A 17,504-nucleotide genomic window follows, 5' to 3' on the forward strand; every position below is an offset into this window, starting at 1 on the left:
CTTGCCATGATGTGACGCGTGGCTTTTTCTTGTGCGAAGCACAGGTCGGAGCGCGGTTCGGCGTCGGGTGCAGCGTTGGGTTCAGAGGGTTAGGCCGCCGTCGACATGAATCACCTGTCCGGTGATCTGCCGCGCGTGCGGGCCGAGCAGAAACTCGGCGAGTGCGGCGATGTCGTCGGGCTCGCCGAGACGGCCCGTCGGCGTGGCATCTGCGGCGCGTTGCCAGGCGGCAGGGTCGATGGCCGAATGGCCGCCGTCCTTGCGCGTATAGCCGGGCGCGATGCAATTGACCGTCACGCCCGCGCGGGCATACTCGGCGGCGGCGCTCCTGGCGAGCGCTTCGATCGCGGCTTTGGCGGCGGCGGTTGCGGGAAAGCCGGGGGCATTCGGCGCGAAGCGATGCGCCACGAACGAGCTGACGGCAACCACGCCAGCCTGCGACGAGCGCTGCAGATCAGGTAGCACACCGCGCAGGAGGGCGGCGAATGCAACAGGCATCGCCGCGAGCGTGTGGGCGAAGGTTGTGTCGTCGATGTCCGCCAGACTTTGCCGTGTGGCGAACCCCGCGTTGCTCACGAGTTGATCGATGGGGCCGAACGCGAGGTGCGCGGCGTCGATCAGCCGCGTGGCGGCCGATGTCTCGGAGAGATCGCCGAACCAGATGGCGCACTCGGCGCCAGACGCCTCGCACGCGCGTTGCACCTCAGTCAGTCGCGCCCGGCTTGCGTCGGATGCACCACGGGTATGCAGGAGCAGGCGCGTATCGGGAGAGGAAAGCCGGCGCGCGATGGCCGCGCCGATGCCCGACGCGGCGCCGGTGACGACGATGGTGCGTCCGCCGCGAGGGGCGCACGGGGAGGCGGGGAGGGTCACGATGAGCCCGGCAGTTGAAAAAGTTAGGGATGCACGTGATTATGCCAAACCCATCGCTTGCCGGGACACGCGCGTCAATATTATTCAGGACGTGAACGATTTGGCACGCGCGGCCCTTGAATCGCGCTTGATCTGGCCCCTACGCGGCTCCGACCACCCTTGGCGGGGCGACGTCGCCTACGGCATACAGCGTCATGGTGTGTTGATGAAAGCGGCTGAGCGTTTCCCGATGCGCCACGCTGACCATCGTGGTGCGTGGTAGTCGCGCATGCAGCGCTTCATATACAGCCTCTTCGGTTTCCACGTCGAGGGCGCTGGTCGCTTCGTCGAGGAACAGGTAATCGGGCTTTTGCAGCAAGGCGCGCGCGGTGGCGAGCCGTTGTTGCTCGCCGCCGGACAGGCGACGCGCCCAGTGAGCGACGGTCAGCAACTCGTCACGGTATGGATCGAGGCTGACGGCGCTCAGCGCGTCGCGGCATTCGTCGTCGGTAAACGTGTCGGCCTGCGAAGGAAATGCCAGCGCGGCCTTCAGCGTGTCGATCGGGAGATAGCTTTGTTGCGAGAGGAATAGCACGCGGGCATCGGCGGGAACCTCGATGCGCCCGCTGCCGAACGGCCACAGGCCTGCGAGCGCGCGCAGCATGGTGCTCTTGCCGCAGCCGGAGCGGCCGCGAATGAGCCAGCGCGAGCCGGGGGCGAAGGCAAACGATCCGGCCACCGCGAGCGGTGTACCGTCGGGCAGTGCGAGGCGCAGATCGATGGCCGTGAAGGCGGCCGAGGGCAGGTCGGCGGCCGTGACGAGCGCAATGCCACCCGTGCTCGGCGCTTGCGGCGGTGCGTCGATCACTCGCGTGAATTCGCGCAGCCGGTTGATCGTCGCTTTCCAGTCGGCCAACGTCGAGAAGCTGTTCACGAACCACGAGAAACCATCGCTTACTTGCCCGAACGCGTCGATGATCCGCATCAGTACACCGAGCGTGAACGCCCCGGCGAAGTAACGCGGCGCGGCCGCCATGATCGGGAAGACGATGGCGATCTGCGCGTAGATCGAGTTCGCGAAGATCAATCGCTTCGTCACGACCATGATCTGCCACCAGTTGTCGCGCACGGCCCCGAAGGCCGATTTCAGGCGCGACAACTCGGCCCTTTCGCCGCGATAGAGGGCGACCTGCTCTGCCGACTCGCGCAGACGCACCAGCAGAAAACGGAAATCCGCTTCCACCTGCTGCTGACGATAGCTCAGCCCCACGAGCGGGCGACCGACCTTGAAGATGAAGAATGATCCCACGAGCGCATAGAGCGCCGCGACCCACACCATGTAGCCGGGAATGGTGACATGCATCCCGCCCAGCACAAACGACACCGCACCCGAAATGGTCCAGAGAATGGTGATGAACGAGAACAGCGAGACCAGCGTTGTCAGCAAATCGAGCGACAGCGCGAGTGACGAGCTGACGAGCGTGCGGATGTCTTCCGAAATACGTTGGTCGGGGTTGTCCGCCAGATGATCGCGCTCGATACGGTAATAGGCCTGATGGGAGAACCACTTCGACAGGTTGGCATCGGTGACCCACTGCCGCCAGCGGATTTCGAGCATCTGGCGGAAGTAGGTGCGGAACGTCGCGATGATGATGAAACTGAACGCAAGTACCGCGAACTCGATCAGCGATGACTTGAAGACGGGCCAATTACGCTTGTCGAGGGCGTCGTAGAAGCTGGCGTTCCACGCGTTCAGGCGCACATTTATGAACACGACGGCAAGGTTGAGCGCTACGACGAGCGCAAGCAGCCGGCGCCCCTCCCAACGCTTTTCCGAAGCCCAGTAGGGGCGGATCAACTGCCAGGCGGTCGGGTGCTTCGGTGGCTTGGGGGGTAGGGCGGCCGTGCCGCCGGCCGGCGGCGTCTCGGGAGGCAGGGAAGACATCGGCGTGTGGGCCATGATCGTCTGGCGGGGTTGCCGCGGAAATGCAACGTGTTATTGGGATTGACGGCCCATTTGACCGTAGTTCCGGAGGGTGCGTTGCACGATTTCCGGTTCGGGGCACGCGTCACGGCGATTTTCAGTTTACGTGGGGTTACACGGCTCGCGGAATTCGTCAAAAAACGAGACGCATCGCGCGTGCAACCGTCCGGGACTCCAGCTTGCACGGGCATCGGCATCTATGTTGTAATGGCTGCGGGCGAAACAGGGGTGCTCCGTGTCGAACGCAGGCGTTGGCCATGCGTAACCATCCGACGTGGGGCTGAGAGAGACCCTTTGCACCCGACCCGGATAATACCGGCGTGGGAAGTTTCCGACTCCTCCAGTGGGGTAAGGTGTTCAACACCGTTTCGTCCTTTGCTTTCATGAGGAAAGGACCCCATGCGTTGCCTTCCGCAGTTTCCCACGCGTATTTCCGCGCTTGTTTCGGTGCCTGTTCAGGCGCTTATTTCCGCAATCGCCGCGATTCCCCCCGCGCGTCCGCCCCTGGGGGCTTTCGAGAGCCTGCGCGCCGTCCCGGCCAGCGCGGCAGCACGCGTATGAGCGCGTCTCCTTCGCGTCCCGACGTCGCCGTGCTCGGCGGTGGGCTGTCCGGCCGTCTTCTGGCGTGGCAACTGATTCGTGCCGGCGCGCGCGTGGCGCTCTACGAGCGCGGGGATGCCGACGGATCGGCGGCTGCCGGCTGGGTCGCGGCCGCCATGCTTGCCCCCTTGGCCGAGGCGGCGGTGGCCGAGCCGAGCATCGTCGAGATGGGCGCCGTCGGCCTGGAGCGCTGGCCGGCATTGATCGACGGCCTGCCCGAACACGTTTTCTTCCAACGCAACGGCACGCTGGTCGTGTGGCATCAGCCCGATCGCGCCGAAGCGGTGATGTTCGATCGCCGCATGCGGGCCAATGCCCCGCCGGCGTTGCTTCGCGACGGGGTTCGTCGCGTGTCGGGCGCGCAGTTGGCCGACGTCGAGCCGGCGCTGGCCGGGCGTTTCCAGGAAGGCTGGTGGCTGCCGAACGAGGGCCAGCTCGATAACCGTCAACTGTTGCGCGCGCTGGCGGCCGGTCTCGCGAAGGCGGGCGCGGCGCTGCATTGGCATACCGAGATCGCGGAGGGGGCATATCCGGACGCCGGTCTCGTCATCGATTGCCGTGGGCTGGGCGCACGTGCCGCGCTCACGCAACTGCGCGGCGTGCGCGGCGAGGTGGTGCGAATTCACGCGCCGGGTATCGGGCTGCGCCGGCCGGTGCGATTGTTGCACCCGCGCTATCCGATCTACATCGCGCCCAAGGAAAACGATTTGTACGTGATCGGCGCGACCGAACTCGAGTCGGAAGACATGTCGCCGATGACGGTGCGCTCGGCGCTCGAGCTGCTCTCGGCGGCGCATTCGTTGAACCCGGCGTTCGGCGAGGCGCGCATTGTCGAGCTGAACGTCAACTGCCGTCCGGCATTGCCCGATCATTTGCCGCGGGTGCAGTGGGACGGTGCGCGGTTGTTGCGCGTGAACGGCTTGTACCGGCACGGCTATCTGCTCGCGCCGGCGGTCACGGGAGAGGCTTGCGCGCTGGCGCAGGCATTAATGCAAACGACGGGCGCGCAAATGGGCGTTGGGCACGCGTTCGATTGGGAGACGTGGCGAGCCAGCCGGCCGTGGCCGGATCTGTTCCGTCAGGTTTGAGAGGGAGGGGGACGCGATGGATATCCATATCAATCAACAGACACTGAACGTGGCCGACGCGGCAACGCTGGCCGAGGCGCTCACCGCCTACGGCGCCAAGCCGCCCTTCGCCGCGGCAATCAATGGGCAGTTCGTGCCCAAGTCGCAATATGCCGCGCGTGCGCTGGCGCACGGCGACAAGATCGATGTCGTGCAACCGGTGGCCGGAGGCTGAAATGAATGCATTCACCGAATCGGCCAATGTTGCCGCAGGCAGCGTGCGCGACGCGCTCACACTCTACGACACGCGCTTCGGCAGCCGCTTCCTGCTCGGGACGGCGCGCTATCCGTCGCTGCAGGCACTTAATGATTCCATCGACGCCGCCCGTCCGGGCATGGTGACGGTGGCGTTGCGCCGCCAGCTCTCGGGCCCCGGGGCGCAGGCCTCGGAAGGCCATTTCTGGGAAACGCTGCGTCGCCTCGCGGTGCCGGTACTGCCCAATACGGCCGGCTGCCATTCGGTGCAGGAAGCGGTGACGACGGCGCAAATGGCGCGCGAAGTCTTCGAGACCGACTGGATCAAGCTCGAACTGATCGGTGACGACTATACGCTCCAGCCTGACCCGTTCGGGCTGGTAACGGCCGCCGAGCAACTGATTCGCGACGGCTTCAAGGTGCTGCCGTATTGCACGGAAGACCTGGTGCTGTGCCGTCGCCTGCTCGATGTCGGCTGCCAGGCGCTGATGCCGTGGGGCGCGCCGATCGGCACCGGCAAGGGCGTGATCAATCCGTACGGCTTGCGGCTACTGCGTGACCGACTGCCGGATACGCCACTGATCGTCGACGCGGGCCTGGGCCTGCCGTCGCACGCGTGTCAGGTGATGGAGTGGGGCTTCGACGGCGTGCTGCTCAACACGGCCGTGGCGCTGGCCGCGCAGCCGGTGGAGATGGCCGGTGCGTTCGCCGCTGCCATCAAGGCGGGCCGCGTGGCGTGGCTCGCGGGGCCGATGGCCGAGCGCGAGAGCGCCGAAGCCAGCACGCCGGTCGTCGGGGTGCCGTTCTGGCATCAGACGGGCGCTTGATGTCCGAGGATGGCTCGCTTGAATTTCAACGTCACGCCGCACTGCCTCACCCACCAGGGATCTTCATGACGACGCATACCGGCGCCGCCTCGCTTTCTCACGTGCAATGCCTGCCGGCCGACGCGCTTCTCGCGAGCGCGTGGCAACAGGCCGCGGCCGACATCCGCGCGCGTCTCGCGCCGTGGCCTGACGACCCGACGGCACCCAGTTGGCGTGTGCATGCGCAGACGCCTGCCTGCGCCAGCACGGGGGATGTGATCTGGTGGCCGCTTTCGCCGCAGGGCGCGTCCGGAACCGAAGCGTCCGCGCAGATCGACGCATGGCGCGCGGCGGACGCCGTTGTCCTTTGCTCGCGTGCACTGGCTGCGGGGCAGGTGGAAGACACCCTGTACACGCGCGACGCCGTTTATCGTGTTGCGGGCGCAGACGATCCGGCCTTCTTCCCCGCATTTGCCGCGTTTCTCGACTGCGGGTTCGCGCCGCACGACGCACTCATGCTCGCGCGCGCGTGGCGCACCGACGGCAGCCATGCCCGCGCTGCGGAGGCAGACACGCTGGGGGCCTGGCCGACGGTGCTCGAGACCTTCCCCGTCGTGCTCGGCCAAGTGCCGTCGCCTGGCCGCTTCCCGGCGTGCCCATCGCGCCTCGGTCTGTATCCGGTGTTGCCGAGCGCCGATGCGTGCGAGCGCATGGCCGATCTCCAGGTCGGCACCGTGCAGTTGCGAATCAAGGACCCCGCGCATCCGACGCTGCGCTCGGAGATCGAGCGGACGGTGGCCGCGGGACAGCGCGTGACGCACGACAGCGCCTGGTTCATCAACGACCATTGGCGCGAGGCGGCGCAAGCGAGCGCCTATGGCGTGCATCTAGGCCAGGAAGATATGGCGGCGCTCTCCGCCGAAGCGGTCGCCGCGCTGTTTGCGACCGGTATGCGGCTGGGCATCAGCACGCACGGCTATTACGAGATGCTGGCGGCGCATCACTTTCGGCCGAGCTATCTGGCCGTGGGGGCCGTGTTTCCGACAACGACCAAGGTGATTGCGACCGCGCCGCAGGGACTGGCCAAGCTGGCGCGGTACGTCAAGCTCATCGCGCCGCACTATCCACTCGTCGCGATTGGCGGCATCGACGCCGACAACCTCGCGCAAGTGCTGGACACCGGTGTGACCAGCGCGGCGGTGGTGCGTGCCGTCACGCAAGCCGTCGATGTGGCGGCAGCGGTGAAAGGAATGCAGCGCGCCTTCGCGCAACAACGGGCGTGATGCCCGTTGCGTTGGCGGTCCGTTAGAGCGAGCGCGTCATGAATACGGCGCCGTCGCCGTAGCCGGCCAGCTTTGCGGCCATCTGCGGCGAGATGTCGCTCATCGCGGCATAACCGAAACGTGTCCAGAATCCCTGCGATTGCTGTACCGCCACGAGGGCCGACGCCGGCAAACCCAACGATTGGGCCGACGCCAGGGCGGCCGCGTACAAGCGGCGGGCCACACCCGCACCGCGCGTGCGCGGGGCGAGCGCCATATCGTGGACGTACCAGCAGTCGGACGCATCGGGCAGCGCGTCGAGGCGAGTATCCAGGGGCGGCGGCGCTGCGATGCACCACGGGTGCGTCAAGAGATAACCGGCCACGGTAGCACCCATCGCGTCGGCGTCCACCGCGACCCAACACGTGGCTGGCGAGAGCGCATGGCGAGAGGCCAACGTCGCCTCTGTCTCCTGCATCGGACCACGATACGCCAGCGCCTGAACCGCCAGGACTTGGGGAAGATCGCCGGATTGCATCGGACGAATCCGGAATTCGAGATTGTCCGCAGATTGCGACTGAATGGGGACGAAAGGCGTTTGGGCGGCGCGGGACATTCGGGTCAATGAGTTATTGCGTGAAACGCGGTATTGTAGCAACGGCGCAACATCCATGCCCGGGGAGGTCCCGATAAGTCCTTGCCGCCGTTACGTTTTTTGTCCGTGGTGCCGACGGGAAGGTGGTAGGGCGAATGGGCGCAGGCCCTGTAGAATGCCGCTGGGCAATGCCGATCCCCGATTTCGTTCATCTCCGTTGGGCGGCATCAATCGGCATTCCCCCCTATAATTGGCGTTTTGCGCCGCACTATAAGACCCGAAACGTGCCTACCCCGAATCCGGAAAATTTGCTCGAATTGCGCGACGTCAGCTTTGGTTATGGCGAGCGGCTTGTGCTTTCTGGGTTGAATATGCGGTTTCCCCGCGGCAAGGTCATTGGGGTGATGGGCGGCTCCGGCTGTGGCAAGACGACTGTGCTGCGCCTGATCGGCGGGCTGGTCCATGCCAGCCGCGGCACCGTCGATTTCGACGGGACCGACGTCGCATCGCTTGACCACGCGGGTTGGTACCGCCTGCGTCGGCGCATGGGCATGCTGTTCCAGTTCGGTGCGCTCTTCACCGACATGACGGTGTTCGACAACGTGGCGTTCCCGCTGCGCGAACACACCCGGCTCAGCGACACGCTCATTCGCGATCTTGTGCTGATGAAGCTCAACGCGGTGGGCCTGCGAGGCGCGCGCGACATGAAGCCCGCCGAGATTTCGGGCGGGATGGCGCGCCGTGTGGCGCTGGCGCGTACGATTGCGCTGGACCCCGACCTCGTCATGTACGACGAGCCGTTCACCGGGCTGGACCCGATCTCGCTGGGCATCACCGCGAATCTGATCCGCAAGCTCAACGACGCGCTGGGTGCCACGTCCATCATTGTTTCGCACGATGTTACGGAGACCTTTGCCATCGCCGACTACATCTATTTCATCAGCGAAGGCCGTATCGGTGCCGAGGGGACGCCGGAGGCAATGCGTGCCTCCAGCGACCCGACGGTGCGCCAGTTCATCGACGCGCAGCCGGACGGTCCCGTGAAATTTCAGTATCCTGCGCCGCCCCTTGCGGACGATTTCGGAATGGGAGCGCGTGCATGATCACAACCCTCGGCAGTTATGTTCGCGGCCACGTCGAACGCGTGGGATATGGCGCTCGCATGTTCCTGCGGGTGCTGGCGTCGAGCGGCGCGATGCTGCGCCGGCCGCGCCTGGTGACCGACCAGATTCACTTCGTCGGTAATTTTTCGTTCGTCATCATTGCGGTCTCGGGCCTGTTCGTCGGCTTCGTACTGGGGCTGCAAGGCTATTACACGCTCAACCGGTACGGCTCGGAGCAGGCGCTGGGCCTGCTTGTGGCGCTGTCGCTCGTGCGCGAGCTGGGGCCGGTGATCACGGCATTGCTGTTTGCCGGACGCGCGGGCACCTCGCTCACGGCCGAAATCGGCCTGATGAAGGCGGGCGAGCAATTGACGGCCATGGAGATGATGGCGATCGATCCGGTCGCGCGCGTGGTGGTTCCGCGTTTCTGGGCGGGGGTGATCGCCATGCCGATTCTCGCGGCGATCTTCTCGGCCGTGGGCGTTTTCGGCGGTTACCTGGTCGGCGTGCAGTTGATCGGCGTGGACTCCGGCGCGTTCTGGTCGCAGATGCAGGGCGGCGTGGACGTGTGGTCGGACATCGCCAATGGCGTCATCAAGAGCATCGTGTTCGGCATTGCCGTCACCTTTATCGCCCTGTACCAGGGGTTCGAGGCGCAGCCGACGCCGGAAGGCGTGTCGCGTGCGACTACCCGCACGGTGGTGCAGGCGTCGCTTGCCGTGCTCGGCCTCGACTTCCTGCTCACGGCCCTCATGTTCAGCTGACGGGCCTGCGTGCCCGCCAAGACATAGACAGACAGTTTGCGCACACTGACACAATGAAAAAACACCCCCTCGACTTCTGGGTTGGCCTGTTCGTGGTTCTCGGCTTCGCAGCGCTGCTGTTCCTCGCGCTCAAGGTGGGCAACATGAGTTCGCTGTCGTTCTCGAGCTCGTACCCGGTGACGGTGCGCTTCGACAACATCGGTGGCCTCAAGCCGCGCGCGCCCGTCAAAAGCGCGGGCGTCGTGGTGGGGCGCGTGGCGTCGATCCGGTTCGACGACAAGCGCTACGTGGCCGACGTGACGCTCAACATTGATTCGCAGTATCACTTTCCCAAGGACTCGTCGGCGAAGATCCTGACGTCGGGCTTGCTCGGTGAGCAGTACATCGGGCTGGACGCCGGCGGTGACGATCAGATGCTCAAGGCGGGTGATACGATCACGATGACGCAATCCGCGATCGTGCTGGAAAACCTGATCAGTCAATTCCTGTACAGCAAGGCGGCAGATGCCGGGGGCGCCCAAGCGGGCGGGGCATCGGCTGCCGCGGCACCGGCAGCACCTTCTGCCACGCCGGCATCAGGGGCGGCAACGGTAACCCAAGGAAAATAAAAGAGATGACCCGCATCCGTACTTCGGCAGTGCTGGCCGCCGGCGCGATGGCGCTGGCCGGTTGCGCTACTGTCACGAACCCGAGTCCCGCAGACCCGATCGAAGGGTTCAACCGTTCGATGTATACGTTCAATGACACGCTCGACAAGACGGTCATGACCCCGGTGGCCAAGGGCTACCGCTTCGCGGTGCCGCAACCGGCGCGCGACATGGTCACGAACTTCTTCTCGAACGTGGGCGACGTGTACAACTTCGCCAACAACCTGCTGCAGCTGGAAGTTACCGCTGCCGCGCAGGACTTGATGCGCCTGACGATCAACACCTTCCTGGGGGTGGGCGGTCTGGTCGACTTCGCCACGCCCGCCGGGTTACCCAAGCACAGCCAGGATTTCGGCGTGACGCTCGGCAAGTGGGGCCTGCCTGATGGTCCGTATCTCGTGCTGCCGGTGCTCGGCCCGAGCACGGTGCGCGACACCGTCGGTATGGCTGGCAACATGTTCATCGACCCGACGTCGTATATCAATCCGAATTGGGTGAGCTACTCGATCTATGGGGTTCGCATCGTGAATACGCGGGCGAACTTGCTCGACGCCTCGAACCTGCTCGAAGCCGCAGCCCTCGATCCGTACTCGTTCACCCGCGATGCTTACCTGGCGCGCCGCAAGTACCTGATCAATGGTGGGGCCTCGGGCAACGCTGCGCTGCCGAATTACGAAGAGGAAGACGGTACCGCCGGTGGCACGAATGCCCAGCCCAAGCCAGCCGAACCCGCGTCGGGCGTTCGGGCCGAACCGGAAGCGCCGCAGGGTTCGCCCGTGCCGGGCAAGATCGTGCCGGGCGGCCTGCCGTTCCGTCGGTGATCGTCGCGAGTCGACTGCCGCGCGGCAGCGACTGACCCTGATGACAGGGCGCCCCGCAGAACGGGGCGCCGTCGGCAGGCCCCGTCGGGCAACAGTTTGTTACACGACACTGCCGGCATTCCGAGAACTCCAGACGCAACACGGGTATCCAACCCCGCAACACCCGTCACTCGAAAGAGGAAGTCCACAATGAAGAAGTTCTGGCTCATTCCCGTCATGGCTTTGATGACGTACACTGCCGCCGGCGCCGCCGTGGCCCAGGCCCAGGCGCCCGACGTGCTGGTCAAGCAGACCGTGAACGAGGTGATGTCCGCGGCCAAGATCGATCCGAATATCCAGAAGGGTGATCTGAACAGTATTACCAAGCTGGTCGAGCAGAAGATTCTGCCGCACGCGGACTTCGCGAAGACGACGCAACTGGCGACCGGCGCCGCATGGCGCAACGCCACTCCGCAGCAACGCCAGCAACTGACCGAGCAATTCAAGACGCTGCTGCTGCGCACGTACGCGGGTGCCATCGCCCAGATTCGCGACCAGCAGGTCAACTACAAGCCGTTCCGCGGTCAGCCCGGCGACACCGACGCGGTCGTCTATACCGACGTCCTCAACAACGGTCAGCAGATCGAGCTCGACTATCGTCTGTACAAGACCGCCAGCGGCGAATGGAAGCTGTATGACCTGAACGTGCTGGGCGCCTGGCTCATCCAGACGTACCGCAACCAGTTCGCCGAGCAGGTGAACAAGTCGGGCGTCGATGGCCTGATTCAGTTCCTGACGCAGCGCAACCAGCAACTGGCAGGCGGCAAGTAAGCGCATGCTCGCGTTGCAGACCAACCTTACGCACGACACCGCCGGCGACGTCCTCGCGCAGGCCATCGATCGCATCGACGCGGGCGAGACCCAGATCGATTGCGCCGGGCTCAAGCAATTCGACTCGTCGGCGCTCGCCGTGCTGCTGGCCCTGCGTCGCCACGCGGTCCGGCGTGGCTCGACGTTGGCGTTCACTAATCTGCCGACGGGGCTGGCCAGCCTTGCGCTGGTGTATGGCGTCGATCATTTGCTCTCGATCTGATTCGTCCGGCCAACGGTGACCCAACGCAAAGCGTCGTCTCGCAACGGCGCTTTTTTTATGCGCCATGCGGCGACGCCGGTCGAGCGCGACGTGCCACTGGCATGACGGCATCGCCGGTGCTGCCGGGCCGTTCGACCGGGCGTGAGCACGGGCGCCACCAGCTTCCTTTATAATCAGGGGTTTTCTGCCGACTTTTGGGCAGTTACCCTCATCCGGGCACCCGCGCCGCCGCTGTGGCTGCTGCCGCGATCTCAGCGGTTGGCGCCCACAGGCGGCCGTGACCGGAGAATCTATATGGCGTACCCGCCAGGCGGGTGCGTGCAGTCAATGGCCGCCATCGAAATCCGTCACGTCAAAAAGCGCTATCAAGCGTTGCAGGCGCTCAAAGGCGTCAGCTTTTCGATCGAAGAAGGGGAATTCTTCGGTCTGCTCGGTCCCAACGGCGCCGGCAAGACCACGCTGATCAGTATTCTCGCGGGGCTTGCGCGCGCGGATGCCGGCAGCATCAGTGTGCTTGGCCACGATGTCGTGCGCGACTACCGCAATGCCCGCCGCAAACTCGGCGTGGTGCCGCAGGAACTCGTCTTCGATCCGTTCTTCTCCGTGCGCGAAACGCTGCGTATCCAGTCCGGCTATTTCGGCCTGGCACACAACGACGACTGGATCGACGAAGTGATGGCGAATCTCGACCTGACCGACAAGGCCGACGCGAACATGCGCCAGCTCTCGGGCGGCATGAAGCGACGTGTGCTCGTCGCGCAGGCGCTCGTGCATCGCCCGCCGGTGATTGTGCTCGACGAGCCGACCGCCGGGGTCGACGTCGAACTGCGCCAGACGCTCTGGAAATTCATCTCGCGCCTGAACCGCGAAGGCCACACCATCGTGCTGACGACGCACTATCTCGAAGAAGCGGAAGCGCTGTGCGACCGCATTGCCATGCTCAAGCGCGGCGAAGTCGTGGCGCTCGAGCGCACGACCTCGCTGCTGCAGCGTTTTGCGGGCACGCGTCTGGTGCTGCGCTTCAAGCAGGGCACGCTGCCTGACGAACTGCGTCCGTTGCTGAGTGATGCGCAGGACACAGGAGGTTCCCAGTTCGCGCTGCGCCTGTCGGGCTGCGACGAAGTGGAATCGATTCTCGCCACCTGCCGGGCGGCGGGCTGCATCGTCGAGGACATCGATATCCAGAAGGCCGACCTCGAGGACGTGTTCGTGCAGATCATGTCCGGTTCGCGCGCGACGGAGGTGGCAGCATGAGCGGCGCATGGGTTGGCGGGTGGATCGGATTCCGCACACTGTTCTACAAGGAAGTGCTGCGCTTCTGGAAGGTCAGTTTCCAGACCGTGGCCGCGCCGGTGCTCACCGCGCTGCTGTACCTGATGATCTTCGGCCACGTGCTCGAAGACCGCGTGAAGGTCTATGACCAGATCACGTACACGTCCTTTCTCGTGCCGGGCCTGGTGATGATGAGCGTGTTGCAGAACGCGTTCGCGAACAGTTCGTCGTCGCTGATCCAGTCCAAGATCACGGGCAACCTCGTGTTCATGCTGTTGCCCCCGCTGTCGCACTGGGAGATATACGGCGCGTACGTGCTCGCCGCCGTCGTGCGCGGGCTGTGTGTGGGCGCAGGCGTGTTCGCGGTGACGGTGACGTTCACGCATCTGACGTTTGCCGCGCCGCTGTGGATCTTGGGCTTCGCGTTCCTCGGGGCGGCGATTCTCGGCACGCTGGGCCTGATCGCGGGCATTTGGGCAGAAAAATTCGACCAGCTTGCGGCGTTCCAGAACTTCCTGATCATGCCGGCAACGTTCCTCGCGGGCGTGTTTTACTCGATTCACTCGCTGCCGCCGCTGTGGCAGGCTGTCTCGCACTTCAACCCGTTCTTCTACATGATCGATGGGTTCCGTTACGGCTTCTTCGGCGTGTCCGACGTCGCCCCGCAGACCAGCCTTGCCGTCGTGGGTGCGACTTTTCTGATAGTCGCAACCGTGGCGCTGAATTTGCTGCGCCGTGGCTATAAATTGCGTCACTGAACTTCTCTAGGATTGGCCATGCTGCCTACCCCCGAACAAATCAAACACTACATCGAAGCCGGCCTGGCGTGCGAGCATGTGGCCGTCGAAGGCGATGGCCAGCATTTCTTCGCGACCATCGTGAGCGAGCAGTTCGCCGGCAAGCGCCTCATTGCCCGCCATCAACTTGTGTACGCCGCGCTGGGCGATCGCATGAAGGCTGAAATTCATGCGCTGTCCATGAAGACCCTCACGCCCGCGGAGTATCAGGCGCAATGAGGATTACGCAAGAAAGCGCCGGCGTCGCCGGCAACGGCGAGACCGCCGCTGGCGAGCGCATGGCCACCGACCACCTGGAGATCGAGGGCGGCGAGCGGCTGGCGGGCGAGATTACCGTGTCGGGCGCCAAGAACGCGGCCCTGCCGATTCTGTGCGCGTGCCTGCTGACGGCCGAGCCGCTGGTGCTCGGTAACGTCCCCGATCTGCACGACGTGCGCACCATGCTGTCGCTGCTCGCGCGCATGGGGGTGAAGATCGAGCGCCACGGCGAATCGGTGACGCTCGACGCGTCGCAGATCACGGAGCCGGCGGCCCCGTACGACCTCGTGAAGACCATGCGGGCGTCGATTCTCGTGCTTGGCCCGCTGCTGGCCCGTTGCGGCGAGGCGCGCGTGTCGCTGCCGGGCGGGTGCGCGATCGGGGCGCGGCCCGTCGACCAGCACATCAAGGGCCTGCAGGCGATGGGCGCCGAGATCACGCTGACGCATGGCGACATCGTCGCCAAGGCGGCGCGCCTGCGCGGCGAGACGCTCGTGACCGACATGATCACCGTGACGGGTACCGAAAACCTGCTCATGGCGGCAACGTTGGCCAACGGCGTCACCGTGCTGGCCAACGCCGCACGCGAACCCGAAGTGACGGATCTGGCCCAACTGCTGGTGAAGATGGGCGCGAAGATCGACGGCATCGGCACGGACCGTCTGGTGGTGACCGGGGTGTCGCGCCTGGGCGGCGCCACGCACGATGTCGTGCCCGACCGGATCGAAGCCGGCACGTTCCTGTGCGCGGCCGTGGCCACGCGCGGCGATATCACGCTGCATCGCGTGGTGCCGGGCACGCTCGATGCCGTGATCGAGAAACTGCGCGAAACCGGCGCGAACGTGACGGCCGGCGCGGATTGGCTGCGCGTGTCGATGGACCGGCGCGCACGGGCGGTCAGTTTCCGGACGTCGGAGTATCCGGCGTTCCCGACCGACATGCAGGCCCAGTTCATGGCGCTCAACTGCGTTGCCGAAGGGGCGTCGCAGGTCGTCGAAACGATCTTCGAGAACCGCTTCATGCACGTGCAGGAGTTGACGCGTCTGGGCGCGAATATCGGCATCGACGGCAACACGGCGCGGATTTCCGGCGTGGATCGCCTGTCGGGTGCGCATGTGATGGCGACCGACCTGCGCGCGTCCGCCAGCCTGATCGTCGCGGGGCTGACGGCAGAGGGCCGCACGCTCGTCGACCGTATTCACCACCTCGATCGCGGCTATCATCGCATCGAGGCCAAGTTGTGCGCCGTGGGCGCGCGAATCCGGCGCGTCAAAGCGCGCCAGGGAGACATTGCATGAGTTCCGCCAAGCCCGCCCAGCCGCTCGCTCAACCGCTGACGCTGGCGCTCTCGAAAGGGCGTATCTTTACGGAGACGCTGCCGTTGCTGGCGGCCGCCGGCATCGAAGTCACGGAAGACCCCGAGACCTCCCGCAAGCTGATTCTGCCGACGACGGATCCGAACCTGCGCGTGATCATCGTGCGCGCGACCGATGTGCCGACCTATGTGCAGTATGGTGCCGCCGACTTCGGCGTGGCCGGCAAGGATGTGCTGATCGAACATGGCGGTGGCGGCCTGTATCAGCCGATCGATTTGAACATTGCGCGTTGTCGCATGTCTGTTGCTGTACCGAAGGGCTTCGACTACGCAAATGCAGTACGTCAGGGGGCGCGCTTGCGCGTGGCGACCAAGTACGTGCAGACGGCGCGCGAGCACTTCGCGGCCAAGGGCGTGCACGTCGACCTGATCAAGCTGTACGGCTCGATGGAGTTGGGCCCGCTCGTGGGCCTGGCCGACGCGATCGTCGATCTGGTGAGCACCGGCGGCACGCTGCGGGCCAACAATCTGGTGGAAGTGGAGGAGATCATGGACATCTCGTCCCGCCTCGTGATCAATCAGGCTGCACTCAAGTTGAAGCGTGAGTCGTTGCAGCCTATTCTGGATGCTTTCGAGCAGGCTTCCCGGCAAACAGCATGAAACTCGATATTCGCAAACTCGACTCCTCCGCCGAAGGCTTCGCGACGCAACTTCGCGATGTCCTGGCGTTCGAGGCGAGCGAAGACGCCGCCATCGATCGAGCGGCGGCCGATATTCTCGCCGACGTGAAAACGCGAGGTGATGCCGCCGTCATCGAATACACCAACAAGTTCGACCGTCTGCGCGCGCCCGACATGGCGGCGCTGGAGCTGTCCGCCGAAGCGCTGGCGGCAGCGCTCGAGTGCCTCGAGCCGAAGCGTCGCGCGGCGCTCGAAGCCGCGGCGGCCCGCGTGCGCGCGTATCACGAGAAGCAGCGCATCGAGTGCGGCAGCCATAGCTGGCAATACACCGAGCCGGACGGCACGGTGCTGGGCCAGAAGGTCACGCCGCTCGATCGCGTGGGCATCTATGTGCCGGGCGGCAAGGCGGCGTATCCGTCGTCGGTGCTGATGAACGCCATCCCGGCGCGTGTGGCGGGCGTGAAAGAGATCGTCATGGTGGTGCCCACGCCGGATGGCGTGCAGAACCCGCTGGTGCTTGCCGCCGCGCAAATCGCCGGTGTGGATCGCGTGTTTACCATCGGCGGCGCACAGGCCGTCGCGGCGTTGGCCTACGGCACCGCGACGGTGCCGGCCGTCGACAAGATCGTCGGCCCGGGCAACGCTTTCGTGGCCGCCGCCAAGCGCCGCGTGTTCGGCACCGTCGGCATCGACATGATCGCCGGGCCGTCCGAGATCCTTGTCATCTGCGACGGCACGACCGATCCCGACTGGGTTGCCATGGACCTGTTCTCGCAGGCCGAACACGACGAACTCGCGCAGTCGATCCTGCTGTGCCCGGACGCCGCGTACCTCGCACGCGTGCACGCTTCGCTGGAGCGCCAGATCGACGAGATGCCGCGTCGCGACGTGATCGCCGCCTCACTGCGTGGCCGTGGCGCGCTGATCAAGGTGCGCGACATGGCCGAAGCGTGCGAGATCGCCAACGTGATCGCGCCGGAGCACCTCGAGATCTCGGCCGAAACCCCACGGCAGTGGGGCGACAGGATTCGCCACGCCGGGGCGATCTTCCTCGGCAAGTTCACGAGTGAGAGCCTGGGCGATTACTGCGCCGGTCCCAACCACGTGCTGCCGACATCGCGCACGGCACGGTTTTCGTCGCCACTGGGCGTGTACGACTTCATCAAGCGTTCGAGCCTGATCGAAGTGAGCGAGGGCGGCGCCCGCATGCTCGGCGAAATCGCCGCGGAACTGGCCTACGGCGAAGGCCTGCAAGCGCACGCGCGCAGCGCCGAATACCGTCTGCGTCGCGAGTCCTGACATGCGCGACGACGCCCTGCGGCCCGCGTATTGTCCAACGACGTGGGCCATCGCT

19 protein-coding genes and 1 riboswitch are annotated in these 17,504 nt (G+C 65.3%); of the genes, 16 read left to right on the top strand and 3 right to left on the bottom strand.

Annotated features, from left to right (window positions below):
• Positions 1-81: 81 nt before the first annotated feature.
• Both PTE31013_RS15230 and PTE31013_RS15235 read right to left on the bottom strand, forming a co-directional pair.
• Positions 82-873, bottom strand: coding sequence for an SDR family NAD(P)-dependent oxidoreductase (locus tag PTE31013_RS15230; protein WP_150613624.1), 792 nt, complete (start codon positions 871-873; stop codon positions 82-84).
• A 139-nt stretch (positions 874-1,012) separates the two neighbouring features.
• Positions 1,013-2,797 (bottom strand): ABC transporter ATP-binding protein/permease, encoded by a 1,785-nt coding sequence (locus tag PTE31013_RS15235; protein ID WP_174978583.1) that lies wholly within the window; start codon positions 2,795-2,797, stop codon positions 1,013-1,015.
• A gap of 253 nt (positions 2,798-3,050) precedes the next feature.
• A riboswitch (TPP riboswitch) is annotated at positions 3,051-3,180 on the top strand.
• A gap of 213 nt (positions 3,181-3,393) precedes the next feature.
• Between PTE31013_RS15235 and PTE31013_RS15240 the strand changes: the two genes are divergently transcribed.
• The 4 genes from PTE31013_RS15240 (at position 3,394) to PTE31013_RS15255 (ending at position 6,847) form a co-directional block, all read left to right on the top strand.
• Positions 3,394-4,524 (top strand): FAD-dependent oxidoreductase, encoded by a 1,131-nt coding sequence (locus PTE31013_RS15240; protein WP_150613625.1) that lies wholly within the window; start codon positions 3,394-3,396, stop codon positions 4,522-4,524.
• Between the two features lie 16 nt (positions 4,525-4,540).
• A complete protein-coding gene (gene thiS, locus PTE31013_RS15245) occupies positions 4,541-4,738 on the top strand; it encodes a sulfur carrier protein ThiS (RefSeq protein WP_150613626.1) in 198 nt (65 codons plus the stop codon).
• Between the two features lies 1 nt (position 4,739).
• Positions 4,740-5,585, top strand: coding sequence for a thiazole synthase (locus PTE31013_RS15250; RefSeq protein ID WP_150613627.1), 846 nt, complete (start codon positions 4,740-4,742; stop codon positions 5,583-5,585).
• Between the two features lie 65 nt (positions 5,586-5,650).
• Positions 5,651-6,847 carry a thiamine phosphate synthase gene (locus PTE31013_RS15255; RefSeq protein WP_150613628.1) on the top strand — a complete coding sequence of 399 codons (1,197 nt, stop codon included), beginning with the start codon at positions 5,651-5,653 and terminating at the stop codon, positions 6,845-6,847.
• Between the two features lie 22 nt (positions 6,848-6,869).
• Here the strand turns inward: PTE31013_RS15255 and PTE31013_RS15260 are convergent, their stop codons facing one another.
• The gene (locus PTE31013_RS15260; RefSeq protein WP_246174605.1) at positions 6,870-7,364 is read right to left on the bottom strand and encodes a GNAT family N-acetyltransferase; all 495 of its coding nucleotides are present in this window, start codon (positions 7,362-7,364) and stop codon (positions 6,870-6,872) included.
• Between the two features lie 341 nt (positions 7,365-7,705).
• On the opposite strand from PTE31013_RS15260, the gene PTE31013_RS15265 reads away from it, so the two are divergent.
• The 12 genes from PTE31013_RS15265 to hisD all read left to right on the top strand — a co-directional run bounded on the left by PTE31013_RS15265 (position 7,706) and on the right by hisD (position 17,449).
• Positions 7,706-8,524, top strand: a complete 819-nt coding sequence (locus PTE31013_RS15265) for an ABC transporter ATP-binding protein (protein ID WP_150613629.1) — start codon at positions 7,706-7,708, stop codon at positions 8,522-8,524.
• A complete protein-coding gene (gene mlaE / locus PTE31013_RS15270) occupies positions 8,521-9,288 on the top strand; it encodes a lipid asymmetry maintenance ABC transporter permease subunit MlaE (RefSeq protein WP_150613630.1) in 768 nt (255 codons plus the stop codon). Before PTE31013_RS15265 ends, mlaE begins: the two co-directional genes overlap by 4 nt.
• 53 nt (positions 9,289-9,341) lie before the next feature.
• Positions 9,342-9,896: an outer membrane lipid asymmetry maintenance protein MlaD gene (mlaD, locus tag PTE31013_RS15275; RefSeq protein ID WP_150613631.1), complete on the top strand. Its 555-nt coding sequence runs from the start codon at positions 9,342-9,344 to the stop codon at positions 9,894-9,896.
• Between the two features lie 5 nt (positions 9,897-9,901).
• Positions 9,902-10,756: an MlaA family lipoprotein gene (locus PTE31013_RS15280; RefSeq protein ID WP_150613632.1), complete on the top strand. Its 855-nt coding sequence runs from the start codon at positions 9,902-9,904 to the stop codon at positions 10,754-10,756.
• A gap of 189 nt (positions 10,757-10,945) precedes the next feature.
• Entirely contained in the window at positions 10,946-11,566 is a 621-nt protein-coding gene (locus PTE31013_RS15285) for an MlaC/ttg2D family ABC transporter substrate-binding protein (protein ID WP_150613633.1), read from the top strand.
• Positions 11,567-11,570: 4 nt separating this feature from the next.
• A complete protein-coding gene (locus tag PTE31013_RS15290; protein WP_150613634.1) occupies positions 11,571-11,828 on the top strand; it encodes an STAS domain-containing protein in 258 nt (85 codons plus the stop codon).
• Between the two features lie 327 nt (positions 11,829-12,155).
• Complete coding sequence (locus PTE31013_RS15295; protein WP_150613764.1) at positions 12,156-13,082, top strand: ABC transporter ATP-binding protein; 927 nt, start codon at positions 12,156-12,158, stop codon at positions 13,080-13,082.
• Complete coding sequence (locus PTE31013_RS15300) at positions 13,079-13,858, top strand: ABC transporter permease (RefSeq protein WP_150613635.1); 780 nt, start codon at positions 13,079-13,081, stop codon at positions 13,856-13,858. Before PTE31013_RS15295 ends, PTE31013_RS15300 begins: the two co-directional genes overlap by 4 nt.
• Before the next feature lie 18 nt (positions 13,859-13,876).
• Entirely contained in the window at positions 13,877-14,116 is a 240-nt protein-coding gene (locus PTE31013_RS15305) for a BolA family protein (protein WP_150613636.1), read from the top strand.
• A gap of 59 nt (positions 14,117-14,175) precedes the next feature.
• Positions 14,176-15,453: a UDP-N-acetylglucosamine 1-carboxyvinyltransferase gene (gene murA, locus PTE31013_RS15310; RefSeq protein ID WP_246174629.1), complete on the top strand. Its 1,278-nt coding sequence runs from the start codon at positions 14,176-14,178 to the stop codon at positions 15,451-15,453.
• Entirely contained in the window at positions 15,450-16,130 is a 681-nt protein-coding gene (hisG, locus tag PTE31013_RS15315; protein ID WP_010808174.1) for an ATP phosphoribosyltransferase, read from the top strand. The genes murA and hisG overlap by 4 nt, the downstream gene beginning before the upstream one ends.
• Complete coding sequence (hisD, locus tag PTE31013_RS15320; RefSeq protein ID WP_150613638.1) at positions 16,127-17,449, top strand: histidinol dehydrogenase; 1,323 nt, start codon at positions 16,127-16,129, stop codon at positions 17,447-17,449. The genes hisG and hisD overlap by 4 nt, the downstream gene beginning before the upstream one ends.
• The last annotated feature ends 55 nt before the right edge of the window (positions 17,450-17,504 follow it).

Origin of the sequence: Pandoraea terrigena, from assembly GCF_902459705.1 — a bacterium.
In the GTDB taxonomy this organism is placed as follows: domain Bacteria; phylum Pseudomonadota; class Gammaproteobacteria; order Burkholderiales; family Burkholderiaceae; genus Pandoraea; species Pandoraea terrigena.

What these genes read in the sequence shown, in the direction of transcription:
- mlaD (WP_150613631.1), top strand. Translation starts at nt 9,342, where the DNA reads ATGAAAAAACACCCCCTCGACTTCTGGGTTGGCCTGTTCGTGGTTCTC.
- murA (WP_246174629.1), top strand. Translation starts at nt 14,176, where the DNA reads ATGGCCACCGACCACCTGGAGATCGAGGGCGGCGAGCGGCTGGCGGGC.
- PTE31013_RS15255 (WP_150613628.1), top strand. Translation starts at nt 5,651, where the DNA reads ATGACGACGCATACCGGCGCCGCCTCGCTTTCTCACGTGCAATGCCTG.
- thiS (WP_150613626.1), top strand. Translation starts at nt 4,541, where the DNA reads ATGGATATCCATATCAATCAACAGACACTGAACGTGGCCGACGCGGCA.
- PTE31013_RS15290 (WP_150613634.1), top strand. Translation starts at nt 11,571, where the DNA reads ATGCTCGCGTTGCAGACCAACCTTACGCACGACACCGCCGGCGACGTC.
- mlaE (WP_150613630.1), top strand. Translation starts at nt 8,521, where the DNA reads ATGATCACAACCCTCGGCAGTTATGTTCGCGGCCACGTCGAACGCGTG.
- PTE31013_RS15285 (WP_150613633.1), top strand. Translation starts at nt 10,946, where the DNA reads ATGAAGAAGTTCTGGCTCATTCCCGTCATGGCTTTGATGACGTACACT.
- hisD (WP_150613638.1), top strand. Translation starts at nt 16,127, where the DNA reads ATGAAACTCGATATTCGCAAACTCGACTCCTCCGCCGAAGGCTTCGCG.
- hisG (WP_010808174.1), top strand. Translation starts at nt 15,450, where the DNA reads ATGAGTTCCGCCAAGCCCGCCCAGCCGCTCGCTCAACCGCTGACGCTG.
- PTE31013_RS15280 (WP_150613632.1), top strand. Translation starts at nt 9,902, where the DNA reads ATGACCCGCATCCGTACTTCGGCAGTGCTGGCCGCCGGCGCGATGGCG.
- PTE31013_RS15305 (WP_150613636.1), top strand. Translation starts at nt 13,877, where the DNA reads ATGCTGCCTACCCCCGAACAAATCAAACACTACATCGAAGCCGGCCTG.
- PTE31013_RS15300 (WP_150613635.1), top strand. Translation starts at nt 13,079, where the DNA reads ATGAGCGGCGCATGGGTTGGCGGGTGGATCGGATTCCGCACACTGTTC.
- PTE31013_RS15235 (WP_174978583.1), bottom strand. Translation starts at nt 2,797, where the DNA reads ATGTCTTCCCTGCCTCCCGAGACGCCGCCGGCCGGCGGCACGGCCGCC.
- PTE31013_RS15250 (WP_150613627.1), top strand. Translation starts at nt 4,740, where the DNA reads ATGAATGCATTCACCGAATCGGCCAATGTTGCCGCAGGCAGCGTGCGC.
- PTE31013_RS15260 (WP_246174605.1), bottom strand. Translation starts at nt 7,364, where the DNA reads ATGCAATCCGGCGATCTTCCCCAAGTCCTGGCGGTTCAGGCGCTGGCG.
- PTE31013_RS15240 (WP_150613625.1), top strand. Translation starts at nt 3,394, where the DNA reads ATGAGCGCGTCTCCTTCGCGTCCCGACGTCGCCGTGCTCGGCGGTGGG.
- PTE31013_RS15295 (WP_150613764.1), top strand. Translation starts at nt 12,156, where the DNA reads ATGGCCGCCATCGAAATCCGTCACGTCAAAAAGCGCTATCAAGCGTTG.